Genomic DNA, 20,548 nt, shown 5'->3' with positions numbered 1-20,548 from the left:
CAGCGTGGCCGAGGCTTGACTAGCCTGGCCAGGTAGGACGCCCCAACAGCCTCGGCTGTCGGACAGGGAGTGCCATGCCCGGACCGAAGGACCTCGACCCGTCGTCATCACCGCGCGCCCTGCTGGGCGCGGAGTTGCGCCACGCCCGCGAGAAAGCCGGCCTGAGCCAGGAGGAGCTGGGCCAACGGCTGTTCGTGAGCGGGTCGTTCATCGGGCAACTGGAGACGGGGACGCGGCGGATGCAGCCGGAGTATGCCCGGATGCTGGACGAGGCGCTGGGCACGGGGGACTTCTTCACGCGGAACTGCGGAGCATCAGCCAAGTCGAAGTACCGCGAGCATTTCGCCGAGGCAGCGGAGGCCGAAGTGCGGGCATCGGCGATTCGGGAGTACGCGTCCATGCTGATCCCCGGTCTGCTCCAGACGCCCGCATACGCGCGAGCGGTGTGCCGCGCCTACCAGCCGACGGCTCCGGCGGCGCTCATCGAGAAGCTGGTGGAGGACCGTATAGAACGCGCGCGGATCCTCGATGATCCAACAAAGCCGGTGTTGTGGACCGTCATTGACGAGTCCGCATTGCGCCGGGTGGCGGGCAGCCGTGCGGTGATGGCGGAGGCGCTGCGCCACATCGCCGACCTGGGTCGCCGGAACCGGGTCATGGTGCAGGTGCTGCCGTTCGACGCGGGGGCCCACCCGGGGATGCAAGGCTGCGTCAAGCTCATGGACTTCGAGGACGGCCCTCCGATGGCGTACCTCGAAGGCATCGACACCGGGCGCCTGGACGACGACCCTGGCACCGTCGCGCACTACAGGCTCTACTACGAACTCCTCATGGTCTCCGCACTCCAGCCCGAGAGGTCCCTGGCCCTGCTCGATGCGATGGCGCAGGATTACGACCATGAGGCACATCTCTGAGTACGACCTGCGCACGGCCGCCTGGTTCAAGTCCAGCTACAGCGGTGGCACCGGCGACAACTGTGTCGAAGTCACCGCCGACTTCCCCGCCCTCGTCCCCGTCCGTGACTCCAAGACCCCCCACGGCCCGAAACTCGTGTTCCGGGCCGAGGCGTGGGCGGCGTTCGTCGATGACGTGAAGGCGCGTTAGGCCTGGCGTACGAAACGCCCGAGGGCGGCACCCCCAGCCAGAAGCTGGACGTACCGCCCTCGGTCCGAAGGACAGGCGATCAACCGTCGGGTCGATCAGAAGTCCATGTCACCGCCCGGCATGCCGCCGCCGGCCGGCGCGGCGGCCTTCTCCGGCTTGTCGGCGATGACGGCCTCGGTGGTGAGGAACAGCGCGGCGATGGAGGCGGCGTTCTGCAGGGCAGAGCGGGTCACCTTCGCCGGGTCGATGATGCCCTCGGCGACCAGGTCGACGTACTCGCCGGTCGCGGCGTTCAGGCCGTGGCCCGGGGTCAGGTTGCGCACCTTCTCCACCACGACACCGCCCTCGAGGCCGGCGTTGACGGCGATCTGCTTCAGCGGGGCCTCGAGCGCGATGCGCACGGCGTTGGCGCCGGTCGCCTCGTCACCCTCGAGATCCAGCTTCTCGAAGACCTGGGAGGCCTGCAGCAGGGCCACGCCACCACCGGCGACGATGCCCTCCTCGACGGCCGCCTTCGCGTTGCGGACGGCGTCCTCGATGCGGTGCTTGCGCTCCTTGAGCTCCACCTCGGTGGCGGCACCGGCCTTGATGACCGCGACACCGCCGGCGAGCTTCGCCAGGCGCTCCTGCAGCTTCTCGCGGTCGTAGTCCGAGTCGCTGTTCTCGATCTCGGCGCGGATCTGGTTGACGCGGCCGCCCACCTGCTCCGAGGAGCCGGCACCGTCGACGATGGTGGTCTCGTCCTTGGTGATGACGACCTTGCGGGCGCGGCCCAGGAGGTCCAGGGTCGCGTTCTCCAGCTTGAGGCCGACCTCCTCGGAGATGACCTCGCCGCCCGTGAGGATGGCGATGTCGCCGAGCATGGCCTTGCGGCGGTCGCCGAAGCCCGGGGCCTTGACGGCGACGGACTTGAAGGTGCCGCGGATCTTGTTGACGACCAGGGTCGACAGGGCCTCGCCCTCGACGTCCTCGGCGATGATCAGCAGCGGCTTGCCCGACTGCATGACCTTCTCCAGGAGCGGGAGCAGGTCCTTGACCGAGGAGATCTTGGAGTTGGCGATGAGGATGTACGGGTCCTCGAGCACCGCCTCCATGCGCTCCATGTCGGTCGCGAAGTAGGCGGAGATGTAGCCCTTGTCGAAGCGCATGCCCTCGGTGAGCTCCAGCTCAAGACCGAAGGTGTTGCTCTCCTCGACGGTGATGACGCCTTCCTTGCCGACCTTGTCCATGGCCTCGGCGATCAGCTCGCCGATCTGGGTGTCGGCGGCGGAGATGGACGCGGTGGAGGCGATCTGCTCCTTGGTCTCGACGTCCTTCGCCTGCTCCAGCAGGGCGGCGGAGACGGCCTCGACGGCCTTCTCGATACCGCGCTTCAGAGCCATCGGGTTGGCGCCGGCGGCGACGTTGCGCAGGCCTTCCTTGACCAGGGCCTGGGCGAGCACGGTCGCGGTGGTCGTACCGTCACCGGCGACGTCGTCCGTCTTCTTGGCGACTTCCTTGACCAGCTCGGCGCCGATCTTCTCGTACGGGTCCTCGAGCTCGATCTCCTTGGCGATGGAGACACCATCGTTGGTGATCGTGGGGGCGCCCCACTTCTTCTCGAGGACGACGTTGCGGCCCTTGGGGCCGAGCGTCACCTTGACGGCGTCCGCGAGCTGGTTCATGCCGCGCTCGAGGCCGCGCCGCGCCTCCTCGTCGAACGCGATGATCTTGGCCATGTGAAGTGGTCCCTCCAGGACTGGGGGTGATTCCTTCGGACCGCGCCCGCGCCCGCGACGGACGGCTCGCCGGCCTCGTGGTTCCTTGCCCCACTTGGCCTGCGGGCCTCACCGACCCGGTCCTTCGTTGTCACTCTCACCTTCAGAGTGCTAACGCAATGATTAGCACTCGGCATGGTCGAGTGCAAGCGCCTCCGGGGGGACAAGGGCGGGGACGGGGGCGCCCGGCCGCCGCGATCAAGGGGGCCCTGGCATGGCGAAGGGCCCGCACCCTGTGCCGGTGCGGGCCCTTCGTCACAAAAAACGTTCAGGCGCTGAGGCGAACCATGTCGGCCTGCGGGCCCTTCTGGCCCTGCGAGATCTCGAACTCCACCCGCTGGCCCTCTTCCAGGGTGCGGTAGCCGTCCATCTGAATGGCGCTGTAATGGACGAAGACGTCCGCACCACCGTCGACCGCGATGAAGCCGTACCCCTTCTCCGCGTTGAACCACTTGACGGTGCCCTGAGCCATGCCTAACTCCCCTATTACTGGCCCTTGCACAGATCCACACTTCGCGGACCCGGGTCAGACCTCACCCCCCATCGGACGGGGGCGTGCGCCGGAACGCGTCGACCGCGGCTGAATGTATCTGTCCAACTGCCGTCTGCAACAGGTCAATCGGACGAGAATTCCGGACGAGCCCGGCCCGGAATCTGCCGAGAATTCATCCGAATTCAGGGCAAGTCGGGCTCCACAAAAGGCACAAAAGCCGCAGAAAACCCGCACACTTTGGCTACTTCTTGTCGGGTTGTGCGGCGAGAATCCAGGGCCCGCAACCTGAAGGCCGCGACCGTGTTCCCCAACTGTACCGCGCTCAATCACACAGAATTGCCCCCTCCGCTTCTCTCACGGGAGGGGGCAATCCGATGAACAATATGTAACTGCTGTTACCGAAGGTAATGATCGGTCATTCGGTCAGCATCCGCCGGCGACGGCCGGAATGATGGAGACACCGGCGCCGTCAGGGGTCTCCGTCTGCAGGCCCTGCTCGAAGCGGACGTCGTCGTCGTTGACGTAGACGTTGACGAACCGGCGCAGCTTGCCCTGGTCGTCCAGCACCCGGGCGGCGATCCCCGTGTGGTTCTTCTCCAGGTTCTCGATGACCTCGGCGAGGGTCGCGCCCTCGGCGGTGACCTCGGCCTGACCGCCGGTGTAGGTGCGCAGGATGGTCGGGATGCGAACGGTCACGCTCATGCGAGGCCAGCCTCTCGGAAGGAGTCCAGGGTCGGGCGGATGGTGGCGCTGAGGCCGGTGCCGGCCACCGCGTCGAGGGTCTTGAGGCCGTCGCCGGTGTTGAGGACGACCGTCGTCTTCGCCGGGTCCAGCACGCCGTCCTTGAGCAGCTTGCGGGTGACGCCGACGGTCACACCGCCCGCCGTCTCCGCGAAGATGCCCTCGGTGCGGGCCAGCAGCTTGATGGCGTCGACGATCTCCGCGTCCGTGACGTCCTCCACGGCACCGCCGGTGCGGCGCGCGATGTCCAGGACGTACGGGCCGTCGGCCGGGTTGCCGATGGCGAGGGACTTGGCGATGGTGTCCGGCTTCTGCGGGCGGACCACGTCGTGGCCGGCCTTGAAGGCGGTGGACACCGGCGAGCAGCCCTCGGCCTGCGCACCGAAGATCGTGTACGGCTTGTCCTCGACGAGACCGAGCTTGATCAGCTCCTGCAGGCCCTTGTCGATCTTCGTGAGCTGTGAGCCGGAGGCGATCGGGACCACGATCTGGTCCGGGAGCCGCCAGCCGAGCTGCTCGCAGATCTCGTACGCCAGGGTCTTGGACCCCTCCGCGTAGTACGGCCGCAGGTTGACGTTGACGAAGCCCCAGCCCTCGCCGGCCGGGTCGCCGATCAGCTCGGAGCAGAAGCGGTTCACGTCGTCGTAGTTGCCCTCGATGCCGACCAGCTCGCCGCCGTAGACGGCGGCCATGACGACCTTGCCCTGCTCCAGGTCGTGCGGGATGAACACGCAGGAGCGGAAGCCGGCCCGGGCGGCGGCGGCGCCGACGGCGCCGGCCAGGTTGCCGGTGGAGGAGCAGGAGAGCGTCGTGAAGCCGAAGGCGCGGGCGGCCTCCAGGGCCTGGGCGACGACCCGGTCCTTGAAGGAGTGCGTCGGGTTGCCGGAGTCGTCCTTCACGTACAGCCCGCCGGTGACGCCCAGCTCGCGGGCCAGGTTGTCGGCCTTGACGAGCTTGGTCCAGCCCGGGTTGAGGTTGGGCTTGTCGGCCACGTCGGCGGGGACGGGCAGCAGGGGCGCGTAACGCCAGATGTTCGCGGGGCCCGCTTCGATGCGCGCCCGCAGCTCTTCGGTGTCGTAGCCGGAGAAGTCGTAGGCGATCTCCAGCGGGCCGAAACACTCCTCGCAGGCGAACACCGGTCCGAGGGGTACCCGGTGACCGCACTCGCGACAGTTCAGGGCCGCGGCGGGACCGAGGTCGACGACGGGATCGCTGGTGCTTGCAACTGTCTGCACAGCCATGGAGGCGAGGCCCTTTCTCCTCATCTTCCTCACGACGCATCTCGCCGTGAGACGGATTTGGCACCTTCCCTAGCCGGGAGCCTCGCGGAGACGATCAGGAGCTGATCTACGAGAACCGACTGGAGGGTTGCCGGGGCTTCATCGGGCCGTGTCCCTCTGCCCCTCTGGATGAGCAATATGTGGTTGTCGACGCGGGCGACCCCCGACATGCGATGGTCACCGGCGTTGTTCAAGACTGTAACCGAAGGCCAGGACAGTTGAGATAGTCGTCCGAAGCGCGAGATGGATCACAGCCACGCCACCCGGCGTCACGGCGCGTGATCAACGAACAGTGAGGAGCCACAGACCGTGCTGGAAGAAGTCGAGCACTGGCTGGCCACCCGCTCCTGGTCCGTGGCCGATCGCCCTCTCCACCGGATACTGGCCGCCAAGCAGCGTACGGGGCACACGATCAGCGTCGTGCTGCCCGCGCTCAACGAGGAGGAGACGGTCGGCGACATCGTCGCGGTCATCCGTCGCGACCTCGTGGAGCAGGTCCCGCTCGTCGACGAGATCGTCGTCGTCGACTCGGGTTCCACCGACCGCACCGCCGCGGTCGCCGCCGCCGCCGGCGCCCGGGTCGTCCACCGCGACGACATCCTGCCCCGCGTCCCCACCGTCCCCGGCAAGGGCGAGGTGCTCTGGCGCTCGCTGCTCGTCACCAGCGGGGACATCCTCTGCTTCATCGACGCGGACCTGAAGGAGTTCTCCTCCGACTTCGTCTCCGGGATCGTCGGCCCGCTGCTCACCGACCCGGAGGTGGACCTGGTCAAGGGCATGTACGACCGCCCGCTCGGCGGCGCGGCGGGACAGGGCGGCCGGGTCACGGAACTCGTGGCCCGCCCGCTGCTGAACATGCACTGGCCGCAGCTGGCCGGCTTCGTGCAGCCGCTGGGCGGTGAGTACGCGGCCCGCCGCTCCCTGCTGGAACAGCTGCCGTTCCCGGTCGGCTACGGCGTGGAGCTGGGCATGCTGGTGGACGCCCTGCACCTGGTGGGGCTCGACGCGCTGGCCCAGGTGGACGTGGGGGTGCGCAAGCACCGGCACCAGGACGGCCAGGCGCTGGGCCGGATGGCCGCCGCCATCTACCGCACGGCCCAGCTGCGGCTGGCCCGCGGGCACCTGGTCCGGCCCTCCCTCACCCAGTTCGAGCGGGGCGAGGACGGCTTCGAGCCGCGCACCTACTCGGTGGACACCGAGGAACGGCCGCCGATGGCGGAGATCGCGGAGTACGCGGCACGCCGGGTCGCGTGAGCGCCCGCATGAAGAACGGCCGTATACAGCCCCCTTCCGGGGTGGACCGTACGTTTGAGCGTTTCCGGGCCGGGCTAGGTTGAGGCGTATGTCTTCCACGCACGGTGCTGAGGTGCTGGTCGCCTCCAATCGCGGCCCGGTTTCGTATCAGGTGGGCGAGAACGGCTCGCTGCACGCCAAGCGGGGCGGCGGCGGGCTGGTCTCCGGGCTGTCGGCCATCGGGCCGGACACCAACGCGGTGTGGGTGTGCGCCGCGCTCGGCGACGGCGACCGGGCGGCCGTACGGCGCGCGGACGGCGGTCTGCTGCCGGCCGAGGAGACCGGCGGCCAGCGGGTACGGATGCTCGACATCGACGCGACCGTGCACGCCGACGCGTACAACGGCATCGCCAACTCGGTGCTCTGGTTCGTCCACCACCTGCTGTACCAGACCCCGCTGGAGCCGGTCTTCGACGCGGAGTTCCGCCGTCAGTGGGCGTCGTACGAGGCCTACAACCAGGCGTTCGCGGAGGCGCTCGCGGAGGAGGCGGCCGAAGGCGCGGCGGTGCTGATCCAGGACTACCACCTGGCCCTCGCCCCCCGGATGCTCCGCCGGCTCCGTCCCGACCTGCGCATCGGCCACTTCTCGCACACCCCGTGGGCTCCGCCGGACTACTTCCGCCTGCTGCCCGACGACATCGCGGCCGAGTTGCTCACCGGCATCCTGGGCGCGGACCGGGCGGCGTTCCTCACGCACCGCTGGGCGGACGCGTTCCGGGACTGCTGCCACGCGGTGCTCGGCCCCGCGATCCCCTCGGGCACCCGGATCGGCGTGCACGGGCTCGGCGCGGACGCCGACTTCCTGCGCAAGCGGGCCCACGAACCCGACGTGGACGAGCGGATGGCGGTGCTCCGGGAGGAGATCGGCGAGGGGCGCAAGGCGATCGTCCGCGTCGATCGCACCGAGCTGTCGAAGAACATCGTCCGCGGGCTCCTGGCGTACCGGCAGCTGCTGGACGACCACCCCGAGTGGCGCGAGCGGGTCGTCCACGTGGCGTTCGCCTACCCGTCCCGGCAGGACCTCGCCGTGTACCGGGAGTACACGGCCGAGGTGCAGCGGGTCGCGGAGGAGATCAACGCGCGGTACGGGACGGCCGGCTGGACTCCGGTGGTACTGCATGTGAAGGACGACTTCGCGCGCTCCCTGGCCGCGTACCGGCTCGCCGACGTGGCGCTGGTCAACCCCATCCGGGACGGCATGAACCTGGTCGCCAAGGAGATCCCGGTCGTCTCGGACGAGGGCTGCGCGCTGGTGCTGTCGCGGGAGGCGGGGGCGTACGAGGAGCTGGGCGAGGACGCGATCGTGGTGAACCCGTACGACATCGCGGGCACGGCGAAGGCGTTGCACGAGGCGCTGACCCTGCCCGGGGACGAGCGGGCGGAACGGTCCAGGAGGCTGGCCGCGGCGGCGACGGCGCTGCCGCCCGCCCGGTGGTTCCTGGACCAGTTGCACGCCCTGGACGATCAGTCCAGCTGAGCCGCCAGCCGCCGCAGCAGATCCACGACGCCCGCCGGGCCGTCCACCACCAGGTCGGCCCGGTCGGCCAGTTCCGTGACCTCCGTGCTGCCGCTGCAGACCAGCAGGCCGGGGACGCCGGAGGAGCGGAGTTCGTCCACCGCGGCGAAGGCGGGGAGGTCGCCCAGGTCGTCGCCGGCGTAGAGGACCGACTCGGCGCCGACCTTGCGGACGTACTCGCTGAGCGCGACGCCCTTGTCCATGCCCGGCGGGCGCAGTTCCAGCACCATCCGGCCGGGCTCGACGATCAGGCCGTGGCGGGTGGCGAGGCCGATGAGGGGCTCCCGCAGGGCCTCGAACGCGGCCTGCGGGTCCGCCGCGCGGCGGGTGTGCACGGCGACCGCCCGGCCCTTCTCCTCGATCCACGTGCCCTGCCAGGCGCCGACCCGGTCCAGCAGGCCCGGCAGCTCCGCGCGGACCGCCGCCACGCCGGGGTGCGGGGCCGGGGCGGTGACCGTGCCGGTGGCCGCGTCCCAGCGTTCGGCGCCGTAGTGGCCGAGGACGGTCAGCTGCTCCAGGCCGGGCACGCCGGCGAAGCCGCCGTACCGCACGGCGACACCGGCGGGCCGGCCGGTGATCACGGCGACGGAGGCCACCTTGGGGGCGAGCGCGGCGAGCGCGGGTACGGCCTCGGGGTGGGCGCGGGCCTGGTCGGGGTCGGCGACGATCGGGGCCAGCGTGCCGTCGAAGTCCAGTCCGATCACCGCGGTCCGGGGGCGGGCCAGCAGAGCGGCCAGCCCCTCCCGGCCCGCCGGGGTGGCCGGGGTCGGCAGAGGGTCCATCGGGTGGGTCGCGGAGTCCGTCGTGTGGGTGCCCATACCGCGACACTATCCGCGCGAGCCCGGGTCCACTCCTCAGCGCTCGGCCCGGCGGGACTCTCGTACGCGGCGCAGGCGGTTCACCGTCACCGGATCGTGGGCCAGGGCACGCTCGTCGTCCAGGAGGGCGTTGAGGAGCTGGTAGTAGCGCACGGGCGACAGGCCCAGCTCCTCGCGGATCGCTCGTTCCTTCGCGCCGGGGCCGGGAAAGCCCCGGCGCTCCAGCGCGAGGATGGCTTGTTCGCGGTGGCCGAGTTCCATGAGGGCCACCGTAACGCCGGGCACCGACAACCGGCTCAGCCGGCGTTGCCGCTGTCGGCCGCCGTGGCCGCCGCCTGGAGGCGGGTCAGGACGCCGGACGGGCTGCCGCCGGGGGCGACCGCCTGTCCGATGTTCTTCTTCACGGCCGCGCTGACCGACGCCCAGGAGATCTTGCCGACCGGATACAGCTCGGAGGTGGGCAGCTGGTCGAGGAAGGGGCGCAGGGCCCTGTCGGCGGCCGCGTCCGACTCGCTCATGGCGTTGGAGGCGGAGCCGGTGACCGGCAGCAGTCCGTACTCGCGGGAGAAGCCGAGCACGTTCTTCTCGCTGTAGACGAAGTCGAGGAAGTCTCCGATCCGGTCGGCGTGCCCGTTCTGCTTGAAGCCCATCATCCAGTCGGTGACGCCCATCGAGGCCCTGGCCGTGCCGGTGCGGCCGGGCATCGGCACCATGCCGAACTTCACGCCCTTCCTGGCGGCCTGCTGGATCAGCGTGGGGTGTCCGTTGAGCATGCCGACCTGGCCGTCGGCGAAGGCGGCGAAGGCGTCCGCGCGGTTGAGCTTGCCGGGGGCGACCGGGCCGGTCAGGTCCTTGCCGACCAGGTCGTCCTTGAGCCAGGTGAAGGTGCCGACGTTCTGCGTGGAGTCGATGGTGTAGGTGCCGACGTCGTCGGTGTAGCCGCTGCCGCCGTTGCCGCCGCTCAGCAGCCACTGCATGGTCTCGGCCTGGGCCTCCTCGGGGCCGAGGGGCAGGGCGTAGGGGTACTTCACGCCCTTTTCCTTGAGCGTCTCGGCGTCGGCGGCCAGCTCGTCCCAGGTGGTGGGCGGGGTGATGCCGGCCTTGGCGAAGAGGGTCTTGTTGTAGAAGAGCACGCGCGTGGAGGCGGCGAAGGGGATGCCGTACTGGGTGTGCCTCCACTGGCCCGCGTCCGAGAGCTGGGAGAGGAAGTCCGCCTGGGTGCGTATGGAGAGCAGGTCGGAGACCGGGTAGAGCTTGCCGGCGGCCGCGTAGTCGGCGTAGGCGCCGATCTGGGCCAGGTCCGGGGCGTGCCCGGCGTCGACCATCTCCTTGACCTTGCGGTCCACGTCGTTCCAGGAGTAGACGTCGACCTCGACCCGCACCCCGGGGTGCTTGGACTCGTACTCCTTGACCAGGGCGTCCCAGTACTTCTTGGAGCTGTTGGCGGCCGAGTCGCCGTAGTCGGCCGCGACGAGTCTGAGGGTGACGTCGGAGGAGCCCGTACTCCCGCAGCCGCCGAGGACCGCCGTCATGCCCAGTGCGGACACCACCGCGATCGTTCCTGCCGTACGCCGACGCACCGTCAAAGCCCCAACCCTGCTGTGTGACCGTTCAACATGTGGACTCATAAGGTCTACACCACGGGAGTGGACTAGACCTCTCCCGGGTATGAGGGTCACACTGGGTTCCGTGGTGAGACATGTCATCGCCCTGGACGTGGGCGGAACCGGGATGAAGGCCGCCCTCGTCGGCGACGACGGCGCGCTGCTGCACCGCGCCCGCCGTGCCACGGGCCGCGAGCGCGGTCCCGACGCGGTGGTCGCGGCGATCCTCGACTTCGCCGCCGAGCTGCGCGCGTACGGGGTGGAGCACTACGGCGAGGCGGCCGCCGCGGCCGGCATCGCGGTCCCCGGCATCGTCGACGAGCAGCGGGGCATCGCCGCCTACGCGGCCAACCTCGGCTGGCGGGACGTCCCGCTGCGCGCCCTGCTCACCGAGCGGCTCGGGGTGCCGGTCGCCCTCGGCCACGACGTGCGCACCGGCGGGCTCGCCGAGGGCCGGATCGGCGCGGGACGGGGTGCCGACCGGTTCCTGTTCGTGCCGCTCGGCACCGGGATCGCCGGTGCCATCGGCCTGGACGGCCGGGTGGAGGCGGGCGCGCACGGTTTCGCGGGCGAGATCGGCCACATCGTCGTACGTCCCGGCGGCGCCCCCTGCCCCTGCGGGCAGCACGGCTGTCTGGAGCGGTACGCCTCCGCGTCCGCCGTCAGCGAGGCCTGGGCGGCGGCCTGCGCGGACCCGGACGCGGACGCGGCCGACTGCGCCAAGGCGGTCACGTCCGGTGACCCGAACGCCGTCCGGGTCTGGCAGGCGGCCGTGGACGCGCTCGCCGACGGACTGGTCACCGCGCTCACCCTGCTGGACCCGCGCAGGCTGATCATCGGTGGCGGCCTGGCCGAGGCGGGGGAAGTGTTGTTCCAACCGCTGCGGGACGCCGTCCGGCGGCGGGTCACCTTCCAGAAACTGCCGGCCATCGTCCCCGCGGCGCTGGGGGACACGGCCGGCTGCCTGGGCGCGGGACTACTCGCCCGGGATCTCCTCAACCACACCGACCGTACGGAGGTAACCCCCTGATGGCAGCCGACCCAGGGGCGCGGGACGCCTCGACATGCGGCTCCGCCGCGTGGGCGCGACCAGCCACGACCCACCCGCAGCCCGCTACGGCAGCGACCCCCCTCGTACTGTCCGGCGCCAACGTGGTCCTCCCCACCGGAACCGTCACTGACGGCCAGGTGATCGTCGAAGGCAACCGCATCACCAGCACAGCCCCCGTGAACGCCCAGGTCGTCGACGTGACCGGCCACTGGCTCGTCCCCGGCTTCGTCGACATCCACAACCACGGCGGCGGCGGGGCCTCCTTCTCCGGCACCCCCGACCAGATCCTCACCGCCCTCCACACGCACCGCCTGCACGGCACCACCACCCTGGTCGCCTCCACGGTCACCGACGAGATGGACCTGCTGGCGCGGCAGGCCGGGCTGCTGAGCGAACTGGCCGAGCAGGGGGAGATCGCCGGCATCCACTTCGAGGGGCCGTTCATCTCGCCGTGCCGCAAGGGGGCCCACTCCGAGGCACTGCTGCGCGACCCGGACCCGGCCGAGGTCCGCAAGCTGATCGACGCGGCCCGCGGCAAGGCGAAGATGGTCACCCTCGCGACCGAGCTGCCGGGCGGCATCGACTCCGTACGGCTGCTCGCCGAGCACGGTGTGATCGCGGCGATCGGCCACACGGATGCCGGCTACGAGCAGACGGTCGAGGCGATCGACGCGGGCGCCACGGTCGCCACCCACCTCTTCAACGCCATGCCCGGCCTCGGCCACCGCGCCCCCGGCCCGATCGCCGCGCTGCTGGAGGACGAGCGGGTCACGGTCGAGCTGATCAACGACGGCACGCATCTGCATCCCGCCGCTCTGGAGCTGGCCTTCCACCACGCGGGCGCGGACCGGGTCGCGTTCATCACCGACGCGATGGACGCGGCCGGCGTCGGCGACGGCCGCTACATGCTCGGTCCGCTGGAGGTCGAGGTCAGCGAGGGCGTGGCCCGGCTGGTGGAGGGCGGCTCCATCGCGGGTTCCACGCTCACACTGGACCGCGCGTTCAAGCGGGCGGTGACCGTCGACCGGCTCTCGGTGGAGGACGCCGTGACCGCCCTCTCCGTCAATCCGGCCCGTCTGCTCGGCCTCTCCGACCGGATCGGCTCCCTGGAACCAGGCAAGGACGCCGATCTGGTCCTGCTGGACGCGGACTTCGACCTCAAGGGCGTGATGCGCCGGGGCGAGTGGGTGGTTGCGCCCCAACTGGCCTGATCCGCCCGTCTTTTCCGGCGAGGGCGGCCGGCTCACGACTGGGCCGGCCGCCGTCTCTTTGGCATGATCGAGTCCCGGAAACCGATGACAGGTGCATGGACTTCGAGGGAGGTCGGCCCGGGTGATCCTCACGGTCACACTGAACACCGCTCTCGACATCACGTATCGCGTGCGGTCGTTGCGGCCGCACGCCTCCCACCGCGTCTCGGAGGTCACCGAGCGGCCGGGCGGCAAAGGCGTGAACGTGGCCCGGGTGCTGGCCGCCCTGGGGCACGAGGCGACGATCACCGGATTCGCGGGCGGCGCCACCGGCCGGCTGGTGCGCGAACGGCTGTCGGACACGCCCGGGGTGACGGACGCGCTGGTACCGGTCGCCGGGGCGACCCGGCGCACGATCGCCGTCGTGGACGACCTCTCCGGTGACACCACCCAGCTGAACGAGCCGGGCCCGCAGATAGAGCCCACCGAGTGGAGCGCCTTCCTGGACCGGTACGAGGAGTTGCTGCCCGGCGCCTCGGCAGTGGCCCTGTGCGGCAGCCTGCCGCCGGGCGTGCCGGTCGGCGCCTACGCGAACCTCGTCCGCCGCGCCCGGTCCTTCGGCGTCCCCGTCCTGCTCGACACCAGCGGCGAACCGCTGCGCCGCGGGGTGGCCGCCCGCCCCGACATCATCAAGCCGAACGCCGACGAACTGGCCGAACTCACCGGATCCCACGAGCCGTTGCGCGCCACCCAGGACGCCCGGCGCCGCGGGGCGCACACGGTGGTCGCCTCCCTGGGCCCGGAAGGCCTGCTCGCGGTGACCCCCGAGGGCCGCTGGCGCGCCACCCCGCCCGCCCGCGTCCACGGCAACCCGACCGGCGCGGGCGACTCGGCGGTCGCGGGCCTGCTGTCGGCCCTGGTGGAACGCCTCCCCTGGCCGGACCGTCTGGCCCGCGCGATCGCCCTGTCGGCGGCGACCGTACTGGCGCCTGCGGCCGGCGAGTTCGACCGGACGGCGTACGAGGAACTGCTGGGGCGGACGACCGTGACCGGGGTGGCCTGCCCGGCTAGCCGTCCCGCTTGACCTGGCCCTTCTTGATCCAGAGCTGGTCGATCAGGACGTTGCACTTGTCGCCGGCCTGGCAGGAGATGGACACGGTGTTCGCCCCCTTCTTGAGGGTCGGCCACACGTAGGAGGTGGTCCAGCCCTTCGCGAAGTCGCCGTCGGCGGCATGCCGGTAGTTGTCCAGGCCGAGCTTGCTGCCGAACGGCCGGCCGTTGACGGTGACCGTCATCGACTGGCCGTCACCGGTCGCGCTGTAGTTCACGAAGAGGGTGTAGGCGCCGTCCTCGGGGATGTCGTCGACCGTCCAGGTCACCGAGGCGCCGGCCTGGTTCAACCCGCCCACGTAGCTGCCGTCCGCGGACCGTGCCCCGGTCACGTCCGAGGCCGTGGCGGCGCCGCCGGCCAGCTGGAGGCGCTTGTCGGAGCCGTCGACCTTCGGCAGCTCCCCCGACGCCGGGTTGCTGCCCGACGGGCTCGGGGAGTGGCTCTGGGACTGGGTCGACGTGGATTCGGCCACGCTGGTGGACTTGTCGTCGTCCGAGTTGCCGTTGATCATCGCGACACCGATGCCGATGACGACCGCGGCCACCACCGCGACCGCGCCGATCAGCAGGCCCTTGGTGTTCGGGCCGCGGCGGCCGGGCCCGGACTGCGCCGGCCGGCGACTCGTCGGGGCGCCGCCGTGCAGCGTCTCGGGGGCCTGGTAGTGGGCGTTCGGCTGCCCGTAGGCACCCTGCTGCTGCGGCATGGCCGGCTGGCCGTACTGCGACTGCTGGCCGTACTGGCGCTCGCCGACCGTACGCACCCTGCTGACCGAGTTCGGGTAGCCGTAACCACCGGACGGCGGCTGGGCTCCCCGGGCCTGGCCGTCTGCGTACAGGTAGCCGAACGGGTCGTCGTCCTCGGGCGTGCTCGGGCCGTTGTCGCCGGGCGTCATCCCTTGGTACTCCTCAACAGGTGCGGGCGAATGCGGTACGGGTCTGGAATGGCGAGCCTACCCGCTCTCGCTGACCCAAAGGGGTGACTCGGACCGCATCAGCTCACTGACCTGCGGTTCATCCGGCGCGCCGATGTTGTTTGGGACGAGATCGTTTCTCTACGTACATACGCTCGTCGGCCGACTTCAGCACCTCGTCCGCCGTCATGCCGCAGTGTGCCCAGCCGATGCCGAAGCTCGCGCCCACCCGGACGGCCCGCCCCTCGGCGCGGATGGGCTGGATGATCTCGTTGCGCAGCCGTACGGCGAGGTCCTGGGCGTCGGCCCGGCCGAGGCCGTCGGCGAGGATCACGAACTCGTCGCCGCCGAGCCGGGCCACCGTGTCGCCGTCCCGGACCGCACCGGACAGCCGCCGGGCCACCTCGATGAGAACCGCGTCACCCGCGTTGTGGCCGAAGCGGTCGTTGATCGACTTGAAGCCGTCGAGGTCGCAGAAGAGGACCGCGAGGCCCTTGGTGCCGTCGTCGCGGCCGTCCGCGGGGGCGACGGTGTGCACGTGGTGGTCGTAGGCGTCGTACGCCTCCGGGCCCGGTGTGAAGTCGAAGCCGTGGCCGGCGGGTGCGTCGAAGGCGGTGGGGATCCCGCCCGCTCGTGCGGAGCCGAGGGCCTCGGGGTGGCCGTAGGCCGCGTCCAGGGACTCCAGGGCGCCGGGGTGGGCCGCGCGCCGGCACAGGCGGGCCGACAGGCGCGAGCGCAGCTCGGCGGAGTTGGGCAGGCCGGTGAGGGAGTCGTGGGAGGCGCGGTGGGCGAGCTGCAGCTCGCGGCGCTTGCGCTCCTCTATGTCCTCGACGTGGGTGAGCAGGAAGCGGGGGCCGTCGGCGGCGTCCGCGACGACGGAGTTGCGCAGGGACACCCAGACGTAGCTGCCGTCGCGGCGGCCGAGCCGGAGTTCGGCGCGCCCGCCCTCCGCCGAGGTGCGCAGCAGGGTGCCGATGTCCTCGGGGTGGACGAGGTCGGAGAAGGAGTAGCGGCGCATCGCGGAGGCCGGGCGGCCCAGCAGGCGGCACAGGGCGTCGTTGGTGCGCAGGATCCGGCCGTGCTGGTCGCCGCCCATCTCGGCGATGGCCATGCCGGAGGGGGCGTACTCGAAGGCCTGCCGGAAGCTTTCCTCGCTGGCGCGCAGGGCCTGCTGCTCGCGCTCCAGACGGACCAGGGCCCGCTGCATGTTGGCACGCAGACGCGCGTTGCTGATCGCGATGGCGGCCTGGAAGGCGTACATCTGCAGCGCCTCGCGGCCCCAGGCACCGGGACGGCGGCCGTTGCGCGGCCGGTCGACGGATATGACGCCGAGCAGCTCGCCGGAGGAGCCGCTCTGCCCGCCGGGGGTCCACATCGGCGCGAAGAGGCGGTCGGCGGGGTGCCACTCGTCCTCGAAGCGGGGCGCGGGCCCGTCGGTGTGCCACTGCGGCACGTCGTCGTCGTCGAGCACCCAGCCCTCGGTGTGCGGTATGAACACCAGGTCGCCCCACTGTTCGCCCATGTTCAGCCGCCGCTCCCAGGACTCGCGGGAGCCGACCCGGCCGGTGATGAGGGCCTCGGCGGCGGAGTTCCCGGAGAAGGCGGCGACGACGAGGTCGCCGTCGGGGCGTGCGAGGTTCACGCACGCCATCTCGAACCCGAGAGCCTGGACCGCGCCGTCGGCGACGGTCTGCAGTGTGTCCGCCAGGCTGCGTGCCGTGTTCATGTCGGCCATGACCTGGTGCAGCTGCCGCAGGGACGCAAGGCGGACATACGGCTCCGACTCGGTCTCCATGCTCGCCCTCCCCCCGAGACCTCGCAGCGAATCAAGGGTTGTCTTCGGCGCCTCTTTACGGTGGCTCTTACTGTGCTCTTCCGACTTCCCAGCCACTGAATCACAGCGCGCTGCCCACTCGGTACACAGGGTCAACAATTCATGCCCCTTGTGACTCAAGTCACAGGGGAACGTGAACAATTGAGTGGAGTTTCCGCGATTGGCCTGTGTGTTTCCCGAACGCAAGCTTTGTCGGTGAGTACACAGGATGCGCACAACGGTCGTCCGCTGGTCCTAGGACCAGGCTCGGGCGGAGGCCCGATGCGAGGCCCTGGGAGCGGAGACTAGCGTTTCCGGCGTGCTGAACACCGCCTCCCCCACCGCCCTCACCCCTTCCGGGCATGCTGAGGGGGTGAGCAACGACGAGTTCCGGGCCGCGATGTCCCGGCTGGCGTCGGGCGTGGTCCTGGTGACCGCGCAGGAACCGCCACTGGACCCGGACGACCCGCAGGCGCCGGGCGTCGAGGACGTCGGCATGACCGCGACCGCCTTCATGTCGGTCTCCCTCGACCCGCCGCTGGTCCTGGTCAGCCTGCGCGAGGGCTCCCGCATGGACGACCTGCTGGACGAGCAGCCCCTGTGGGCGGTGTCGGTCCTCACCGAGAGCCAGCGGCACATCGCCGGCCGCTTCGCGATGAAGGGCCGCATCAGCGACCGCCTGCTCTTCGAGGACATCCCCTACGTCCGCGGCGAGGTCACCGGCGCCCCGCTGGTGGGCGGCGCGCTGGCCACCCTGGAGTGCCGCACCGAGCAACGGGTGACCGCCGGGGACCACACCCTGGTCATCGGCCGCGTCCTGACCGCACAGGTGCCGAGCGCGGAGGGCGGCCCGCTGCTCCACTTCCGCGGCCGTTACCGTCAGTTGGGCTGAGCCCCCGAATTCGCTGGTCGCGGAATGATCAACGTGTCTAGGGTGCGCGGATGACCCGTCGCCTGGAAGAGCTGACCCCGGGGAATCTCGACGCCGCGCTCGCCATCCGTGTCCGCCCCGACCAGGAACACGCGGTCGAGCCGGTCGTGAAGTCCCTCGCCGAGGCGTACGTCCACCCGGCCGAAGTCGCCTGGCCCCGCCTGATCGTCGAGGAGGACCGCGCGGTCGGCTTCCTGATGGCGTTCCTCGACATCGACTGGTACGGCGACGGCAGCGTCCACCGCTCCGGGCTGTGGCGGCTCAACATCGCCGCCGGGGAACAGGGAAAGGGCTACGGCCGCTTCGCCGTCGACTCCGTGGCCACCGAGATCCGCCGCCGCGGCGGCACGCAGCTGTACGTCACCTGGCATCCCGGCCCGGACGGCCCCGAGGAGTTCTACCTCCGCCTGGGATTCCGCAAGAACGGGGAGACGAGCGGGGGACAGACGGTGGCGGTGCTGGAGTTGTGACGCGCCGGGGAACTGCGACCGGCTCGTCTCCCGGCACCCGGACCGGCAGCTCGACTTCCAGCGCCCCCCGCTGGTTCTGCCGGCCCAGGTCGTGCCGTTTCCAGATCACACGTCAGTGATCGCTGTCACCGACCTCCGTGGACAGCACACCTAGGCCGCCTCGACGGTCAGCTCCGCCAGCCGTGCCGGGTCGGTCAGGATCTCGATGACCGTGATGCGGTCGGCCGCGAAGGTGAAGGTCAGCACGCGCTCCAGGCGGCCGTCGGTGGTGACGGCCAGGCCGATCGCGCCGTCGACCAGCGCCGGACGCGCGATGTCCGCGAGCCGGGCGAAGCTCCTCGCGCCGGAGGCGACCCCCGGCGCACCACTGGTCACACCGGCCTCGCTGCGGGCCACCACGTCCGGGTCGAGCACCGCCAGCAGCCCGTCGAAGTCGCCTCCCCGCGCCGCCGCCAGGAAGGCGTCCACCACCCTCCGCTGGCGGGCCAGGTCGGTCTCCGGCGCGTCGGCGCCGCGCACCCGGCGGCGGGCCCGGCTGGCGAGCTGCCGTGCCGCGGCCGGGCTGCGCCCGAGGATGCCGCCGATCTCCTCGAACGGCACCCCGAACAGGTCGTGCAGGACGAAGGCCAGCCGCTCGGCCGGCGAGAGCGTGTCGAGGACGACCAGGAGGGCCACCCCGACCGAGTCGGCGAGCACGGCGTCCTGCGCGGGGTCCGGCTCGGCGGAGGGCGCCGGATCCCAGGTCTCCAGGGGCTCCTCGCCACGGGAGCGACGCGAGCGCAGCATGTCGAGGCAGACCCGGCCGACGACGGTCGTCAGCCAGCCCCCGAGGTTCTCCACCTCGCGCGTGTCGGACCGGCTCAGCCGGAACCACGCCTCCTGGACCGCGTCCTCGGCCTCGGTGGCCGAGCCCAGCATCCGGTAGGCGACGGACCGCAGGTGCCCCCGGTACGCCTCGAACCGCCCGGCGAGGAAGTCGTTGCCCCGGTTCTGCGCGTTGTCGCCGTCACCCAGGCCGTCACTGTGCTGGTCGCGGTCGCTGTGCTGGTCGCTCATCGGCTGGTCCGGCCTCTCCTGCGGTTCGGTGGTCCCCCACCCGCATGACGCGTCACCGGCCGGAGATGTGACAGCGCGCCACGGGCGACGGAAGGGAACGACGCGGAGACCGGCCGGAACGGTCAGCCCCAGCCCCGCCCGGAGCGCCCCCGCTTCGTCTCCGAACGCTGCTTCTTCTCCCGCAGCCGGCGCTCGTTGATGCCGCGCGGGATACGGGTCGGCCTACGGGGCCTGGGCGGAGGCGCGGTGGCCTCCGCGAGGAGCGCGGCCAGGCGAACGGCGGCGGCCTCGCGGTTGCGCCACTGGGAGCGGTGCTCGGAGGCCCGGACGGACAGCACGCCGTCGACGAGCCGTCCGGCCAGCCGCTGCAGGGCCCGCTCCTTCCACACCTCGGGAAGCGCCTCGGTGCGTGCGAGGTCGAAGCGCAGCTCCACCTGGGAGTCGCTGGTGTTGACGTGCTGCCCGCCGGGCCCGGAAGACCGCGAGAAACGCCACATCAGCTCGGCCTCGGGGAGCGAGACGGAGCCGCGGATGAAGTAAGGCCCGGACATGCGTTCCATGTTCCCGGTCCGGCCCGTCCCACGTCATCCGGTTTTCACCGACCCGGGTAAAAAAGGTAAAGGGATCCGGAACCACCGGGACCCCCCTCGACGTTCTTCCCGGTGACGGTAGCTTCGTCGGCACACGTGTGCAGGGATATCTAAGGAAGGGACTCCCAACATGGCTGTAAGCCTGTCCAAGGGTGGCAACGTCTCGCTCACCAAGGAGGCTCCGGGCCTGACCGCCGTCACCGTGGGCCTCGGCTGGGACGTCCGCACCACCACCGGCACGGACTTCGACCTGGACGCCTCCGCCATCGCGGTGAACCCGCAGGGCAAGGTCTACTCGGACGGTCACTTCGTCTTCTTCAACAACAAGCAGACGCCGGACAACACCATCGTCCACACCGGTGACAACCGCACCGGCGAGGGCTCCGGCGACGACGAGGCGATCAACGTCAACCTGGCCGCGCTCCCGGCCGACATCGACAAGGTCGTCTTCCCGGTCTCCATCTACGACGCCGAGAACCGCGGCCAGAACTTCGGCCAGGTCCGCAACGCCTACATCCGCATCGTGAACCAGGCCGGCGGCGCCGAGATCGCCCGCTACGACCTCTCCGAGGACGCCGCCACCGAGACCGCCATGGTCTTCGGCGAGCTGTACCGCAACGGAGCGGAGTGGAAGTTCCGCGCGGTGGGCCAGGGTTACGCCTCCGGCCTGGTCGGCATCGCCCAGGACTTCGGCGTGAACGTCTGACGCTCCCCGAGCGATCGGCGCGGGTGACGCCCCCAGCGCTGAAGGAGCCCCCGGACCGCGGAGAACCGCAACGGGGGCTCCCGCCCTCCGGGCCCACCCTTGAAGGCGCCTGCC

General features: G+C 70.9%; 21 protein-coding genes and 1 riboswitch. Of the genes, 10 read left to right on the top strand and 11 right to left on the bottom strand.

Translation table 11 applies throughout. The features are described 5' to 3' along the window. The first annotated feature begins 74 nt into the window (after positions 1 to 74). On the top strand, positions 75 to 914 hold the full coding sequence (locus tag AC07C1_RS15095; RefSeq protein WP_478939119.1) for a helix-turn-helix domain-containing protein: 840 nt from the start codon (positions 75 to 77) through the stop codon (positions 912 to 914). Further along, entirely contained in the window at positions 898 to 1,104 is a 207-nt protein-coding gene (locus AC07C1_RS15090) for a DUF397 domain-containing protein (RefSeq protein ID WP_478939118.1), read from the top strand. Before AC07C1_RS15095 ends, AC07C1_RS15090 begins: the two co-directional genes overlap by 17 nt. Positions 1,105 to 1,199: 95 nt before the next feature. Here the strand turns inward: AC07C1_RS15090 and groL are convergent, their stop codons facing one another. The 4 genes from groL to thrC form a co-directional block, all read right to left on the bottom strand. Then, complete coding sequence (gene groL, locus AC07C1_RS15085) at positions 1,200 to 2,822, bottom strand: chaperonin GroEL (protein ID WP_478939117.1); 1,623 nt, start codon at positions 2,820 to 2,822, stop codon at positions 1,200 to 1,202. Positions 2,823 to 3,129: 307 nt separating this feature from the next. Then, complete coding sequence (locus AC07C1_RS15080; protein ID WP_004929928.1) at positions 3,130 to 3,333, bottom strand: cold-shock protein; 204 nt, start codon at positions 3,331 to 3,333, stop codon at positions 3,130 to 3,132. Positions 3,334 to 3,777: 444 nt separating this feature from the next. Continuing rightward, positions 3,778 to 4,056 carry a ubiquitin-like small modifier protein 1 gene (locus AC07C1_RS15075; RefSeq protein WP_478939116.1) on the bottom strand — a complete coding sequence of 93 codons (279 nt, stop codon included), beginning with the start codon at positions 4,054 to 4,056 and terminating at the stop codon, positions 3,778 to 3,780. Continuing rightward, complete coding sequence (gene thrC / locus AC07C1_RS15070; RefSeq protein WP_478939115.1) at positions 4,053 to 5,336, bottom strand: threonine synthase; 1,284 nt, start codon at positions 5,334 to 5,336, stop codon at positions 4,053 to 4,055. The genes AC07C1_RS15075 and thrC overlap by 4 nt, the downstream gene beginning before the upstream one ends. A gap of 17 nt (positions 5,337 to 5,353) precedes the next feature. Continuing rightward, positions 5,354 to 5,511, bottom strand: a riboswitch (SAM riboswitch). A 173-nt stretch (positions 5,512 to 5,684) separates the two neighbouring features. Here thrC and AC07C1_RS15065 point away from each other — a divergent pair. Both AC07C1_RS15065 and AC07C1_RS15060 read left to right on the top strand, forming a co-directional pair. Beyond that, positions 5,685 to 6,629: a glucosyl-3-phosphoglycerate synthase gene (locus AC07C1_RS15065; RefSeq protein WP_478939114.1), complete on the top strand. Its 945-nt coding sequence runs from the start codon at positions 5,685 to 5,687 to the stop codon at positions 6,627 to 6,629. A gap of 88 nt (positions 6,630 to 6,717) precedes the next feature. Then, positions 6,718 to 8,145, top strand: coding sequence for an alpha,alpha-trehalose-phosphate synthase (UDP-forming) (locus AC07C1_RS15060; RefSeq protein ID WP_478939113.1), 1,428 nt, complete (start codon positions 6,718 to 6,720; stop codon positions 8,143 to 8,145). On the opposite strand, the gene otsB is transcribed toward AC07C1_RS15060, so the two are convergent. The 3 genes from otsB to AC07C1_RS15045 are packed head-to-tail and all read right to left on the bottom strand — an operon-like array spanning position 8,133 to position 10,582. Then, positions 8,133 to 9,002 carry a trehalose-phosphatase gene (gene otsB / locus AC07C1_RS15055; RefSeq protein WP_478939112.1) on the bottom strand — a complete coding sequence of 290 codons (870 nt, stop codon included), beginning with the start codon at positions 9,000 to 9,002 and terminating at the stop codon, positions 8,133 to 8,135. The two genes, AC07C1_RS15060 and otsB, sit on opposite strands and share 13 nt — an antisense overlap. A 36-nt stretch (positions 9,003 to 9,038) precedes the next feature. Then, complete coding sequence (locus AC07C1_RS15050; protein ID WP_478939111.1) at positions 9,039 to 9,263, bottom strand: DUF3263 domain-containing protein; 225 nt, start codon at positions 9,261 to 9,263, stop codon at positions 9,039 to 9,041. Positions 9,264 to 9,298: 35 nt separating this feature from the next. After that, the gene (locus AC07C1_RS15045; protein WP_478939437.1) at positions 9,299 to 10,582 is read right to left on the bottom strand and encodes an ABC transporter substrate-binding protein; all 1,284 of its coding nucleotides are present in this window, start codon (positions 10,580 to 10,582) and stop codon (positions 9,299 to 9,301) included. Positions 10,583 to 10,694: 112 nt separating this feature from the next. Between AC07C1_RS15045 and AC07C1_RS15040 the strand changes: the two genes are divergently transcribed. From AC07C1_RS15040 to AC07C1_RS15030, 3 genes are all read left to right on the top strand, one after another. Next, positions 10,695 to 11,636 (top strand): ROK family protein, encoded by a 942-nt coding sequence (locus tag AC07C1_RS15040; RefSeq protein ID WP_478939435.1) that lies wholly within the window; start codon positions 10,695 to 10,697, stop codon positions 11,634 to 11,636. Next, positions 11,636 to 12,868: an N-acetylglucosamine-6-phosphate deacetylase gene (gene nagA, locus AC07C1_RS15035; RefSeq protein ID WP_478939110.1), complete on the top strand. Its 1,233-nt coding sequence runs from the start codon at positions 11,636 to 11,638 to the stop codon at positions 12,866 to 12,868. The genes AC07C1_RS15040 and nagA overlap by 1 nt, the downstream gene beginning before the upstream one ends. Positions 12,869 to 12,989: 121 nt before the next feature. Continuing rightward, positions 12,990 to 13,931, top strand: a complete 942-nt coding sequence (locus AC07C1_RS15030; RefSeq protein ID WP_478939109.1) for a 1-phosphofructokinase family hexose kinase — start codon at positions 12,990 to 12,992, stop codon at positions 13,929 to 13,931. Here the strand turns inward: AC07C1_RS15030 and AC07C1_RS15025 are convergent. After that, positions 13,915 to 14,850 (bottom strand): carbohydrate-binding protein, encoded by a 936-nt coding sequence (locus AC07C1_RS15025; RefSeq protein WP_478939108.1) that lies wholly within the window; start codon positions 14,848 to 14,850, stop codon positions 13,915 to 13,917. The two genes, AC07C1_RS15030 and AC07C1_RS15025, sit on opposite strands and share 17 nt — an antisense overlap. Positions 14,851 to 14,968: 118 nt before the next feature. Continuing rightward, entirely contained in the window at positions 14,969 to 16,663 is a 1,695-nt protein-coding gene (cdgB, locus tag AC07C1_RS15020; RefSeq protein WP_478939107.1) for a diguanylate cyclase CdgB, read from the bottom strand. Between the two features lie 337 nt (positions 16,664 to 17,000). Here cdgB and AC07C1_RS15015 point away from each other — a divergent pair, with 337 nt between their 5' ends. Both AC07C1_RS15015 and AC07C1_RS15010 read left to right on the top strand, forming a co-directional pair. Next, positions 17,001 to 17,573 carry a flavin reductase family protein gene (locus AC07C1_RS15015; protein WP_478939106.1) on the top strand — a complete coding sequence of 191 codons (573 nt, stop codon included), beginning with the start codon at positions 17,001 to 17,003 and terminating at the stop codon, positions 17,571 to 17,573. A 50-nt stretch (positions 17,574 to 17,623) separates the two neighbouring features. Next, the gene (locus tag AC07C1_RS15010) at positions 17,624 to 18,082 is read left to right on the top strand and encodes a GNAT family N-acetyltransferase (protein WP_478939105.1); all 459 of its coding nucleotides are present in this window, start codon (positions 17,624 to 17,626) and stop codon (positions 18,080 to 18,082) included. Between the two features lie 150 nt (positions 18,083 to 18,232). On the opposite strand, the gene AC07C1_RS15005 is transcribed toward AC07C1_RS15010, so the two are convergent. Continuing rightward, positions 18,233 to 19,138 carry a sigma-70 family RNA polymerase sigma factor gene (locus AC07C1_RS15005; RefSeq protein ID WP_478939104.1) on the bottom strand — a complete coding sequence of 302 codons (906 nt, stop codon included), beginning with the start codon at positions 19,136 to 19,138 and terminating at the stop codon, positions 18,233 to 18,235. A 122-nt stretch (positions 19,139 to 19,260) separates the two neighbouring features. Then, positions 19,261 to 19,698, bottom strand: coding sequence for an alternative ribosome rescue aminoacyl-tRNA hydrolase ArfB (gene arfB / locus AC07C1_RS15000; RefSeq protein ID WP_478939103.1), 438 nt, complete (start codon positions 19,696 to 19,698; stop codon positions 19,261 to 19,263). 160 nt (positions 19,699 to 19,858) lie between these two features. Here arfB and AC07C1_RS14995 point away from each other — a divergent pair, with 160 nt between their 5' ends. Then, positions 19,859 to 20,434 (top strand): TerD family protein, encoded by a 576-nt coding sequence (locus tag AC07C1_RS14995; RefSeq protein ID WP_451375727.1) that lies wholly within the window; start codon positions 19,859 to 19,861, stop codon positions 20,432 to 20,434. The last annotated feature ends 114 nt before the right edge of the window (positions 20,435 to 20,548 follow it).

Source organism: Streptomyces sp. NPDC045022 (assembly GCF_056432605.1).
This window is presented reverse-complemented; position numbering and strand designations above follow the sequence as displayed.

What these genes read in the sequence shown, in the direction of transcription:
- AC07C1_RS15095 (WP_478939119.1), top strand. Translation starts at nt 75, where the DNA reads ATGCCCGGACCGAAGGACCTCGACCCGTCGTCATCACCGCGCGCCCTG.
- AC07C1_RS15005 (WP_478939104.1), bottom strand. Translation starts at nt 19,138, where the DNA reads ATGAGCGACCAGCACAGCGACCGCGACCAGCACAGTGACGGCCTGGGT.
- AC07C1_RS15025 (WP_478939108.1), bottom strand. Translation starts at nt 14,850, where the DNA reads ATGACGCCCGGCGACAACGGCCCGAGCACGCCCGAGGACGACGACCCG.
- AC07C1_RS14995 (WP_451375727.1), top strand. Translation starts at nt 19,859, where the DNA reads ATGGCTGTAAGCCTGTCCAAGGGTGGCAACGTCTCGCTCACCAAGGAG.
- cdgB (WP_478939107.1), bottom strand. Translation starts at nt 16,663, where the DNA reads ATGGAGACCGAGTCGGAGCCGTATGTCCGCCTTGCGTCCCTGCGGCAG.
- AC07C1_RS15080 (WP_004929928.1), bottom strand. Translation starts at nt 3,333, where the DNA reads ATGGCTCAGGGCACCGTCAAGTGGTTCAACGCGGAGAAGGGGTACGGC.
- nagA (WP_478939110.1), top strand. Translation starts at nt 11,636, where the DNA reads ATGGCAGCCGACCCAGGGGCGCGGGACGCCTCGACATGCGGCTCCGCC.
- groL (WP_478939117.1), bottom strand. Translation starts at nt 2,822, where the DNA reads ATGGCCAAGATCATCGCGTTCGACGAGGAGGCGCGGCGCGGCCTCGAG.
- arfB (WP_478939103.1), bottom strand. Translation starts at nt 19,698, where the DNA reads ATGGAACGCATGTCCGGGCCTTACTTCATCCGCGGCTCCGTCTCGCTC.
- thrC (WP_478939115.1), bottom strand. Translation starts at nt 5,336, where the DNA reads ATGGCTGTGCAGACAGTTGCAAGCACCAGCGATCCCGTCGTCGACCTC.
- AC07C1_RS15090 (WP_478939118.1), top strand. Translation starts at nt 898, where the DNA reads ATGAGGCACATCTCTGAGTACGACCTGCGCACGGCCGCCTGGTTCAAG.
- AC07C1_RS15050 (WP_478939111.1), bottom strand. Translation starts at nt 9,263, where the DNA reads ATGGAACTCGGCCACCGCGAACAAGCCATCCTCGCGCTGGAGCGCCGG.
- AC07C1_RS15010 (WP_478939105.1), top strand. Translation starts at nt 17,624, where the DNA reads ATGACCCGTCGCCTGGAAGAGCTGACCCCGGGGAATCTCGACGCCGCG.
- AC07C1_RS15075 (WP_478939116.1), bottom strand. Translation starts at nt 4,056, where the DNA reads ATGAGCGTGACCGTTCGCATCCCGACCATCCTGCGCACCTACACCGGC.
- AC07C1_RS15060 (WP_478939113.1), top strand. Translation starts at nt 6,718, where the DNA reads ATGTCTTCCACGCACGGTGCTGAGGTGCTGGTCGCCTCCAATCGCGGC.
- otsB (WP_478939112.1), bottom strand. Translation starts at nt 9,002, where the DNA reads ATGGGCACCCACACGACGGACTCCGCGACCCACCCGATGGACCCTCTG.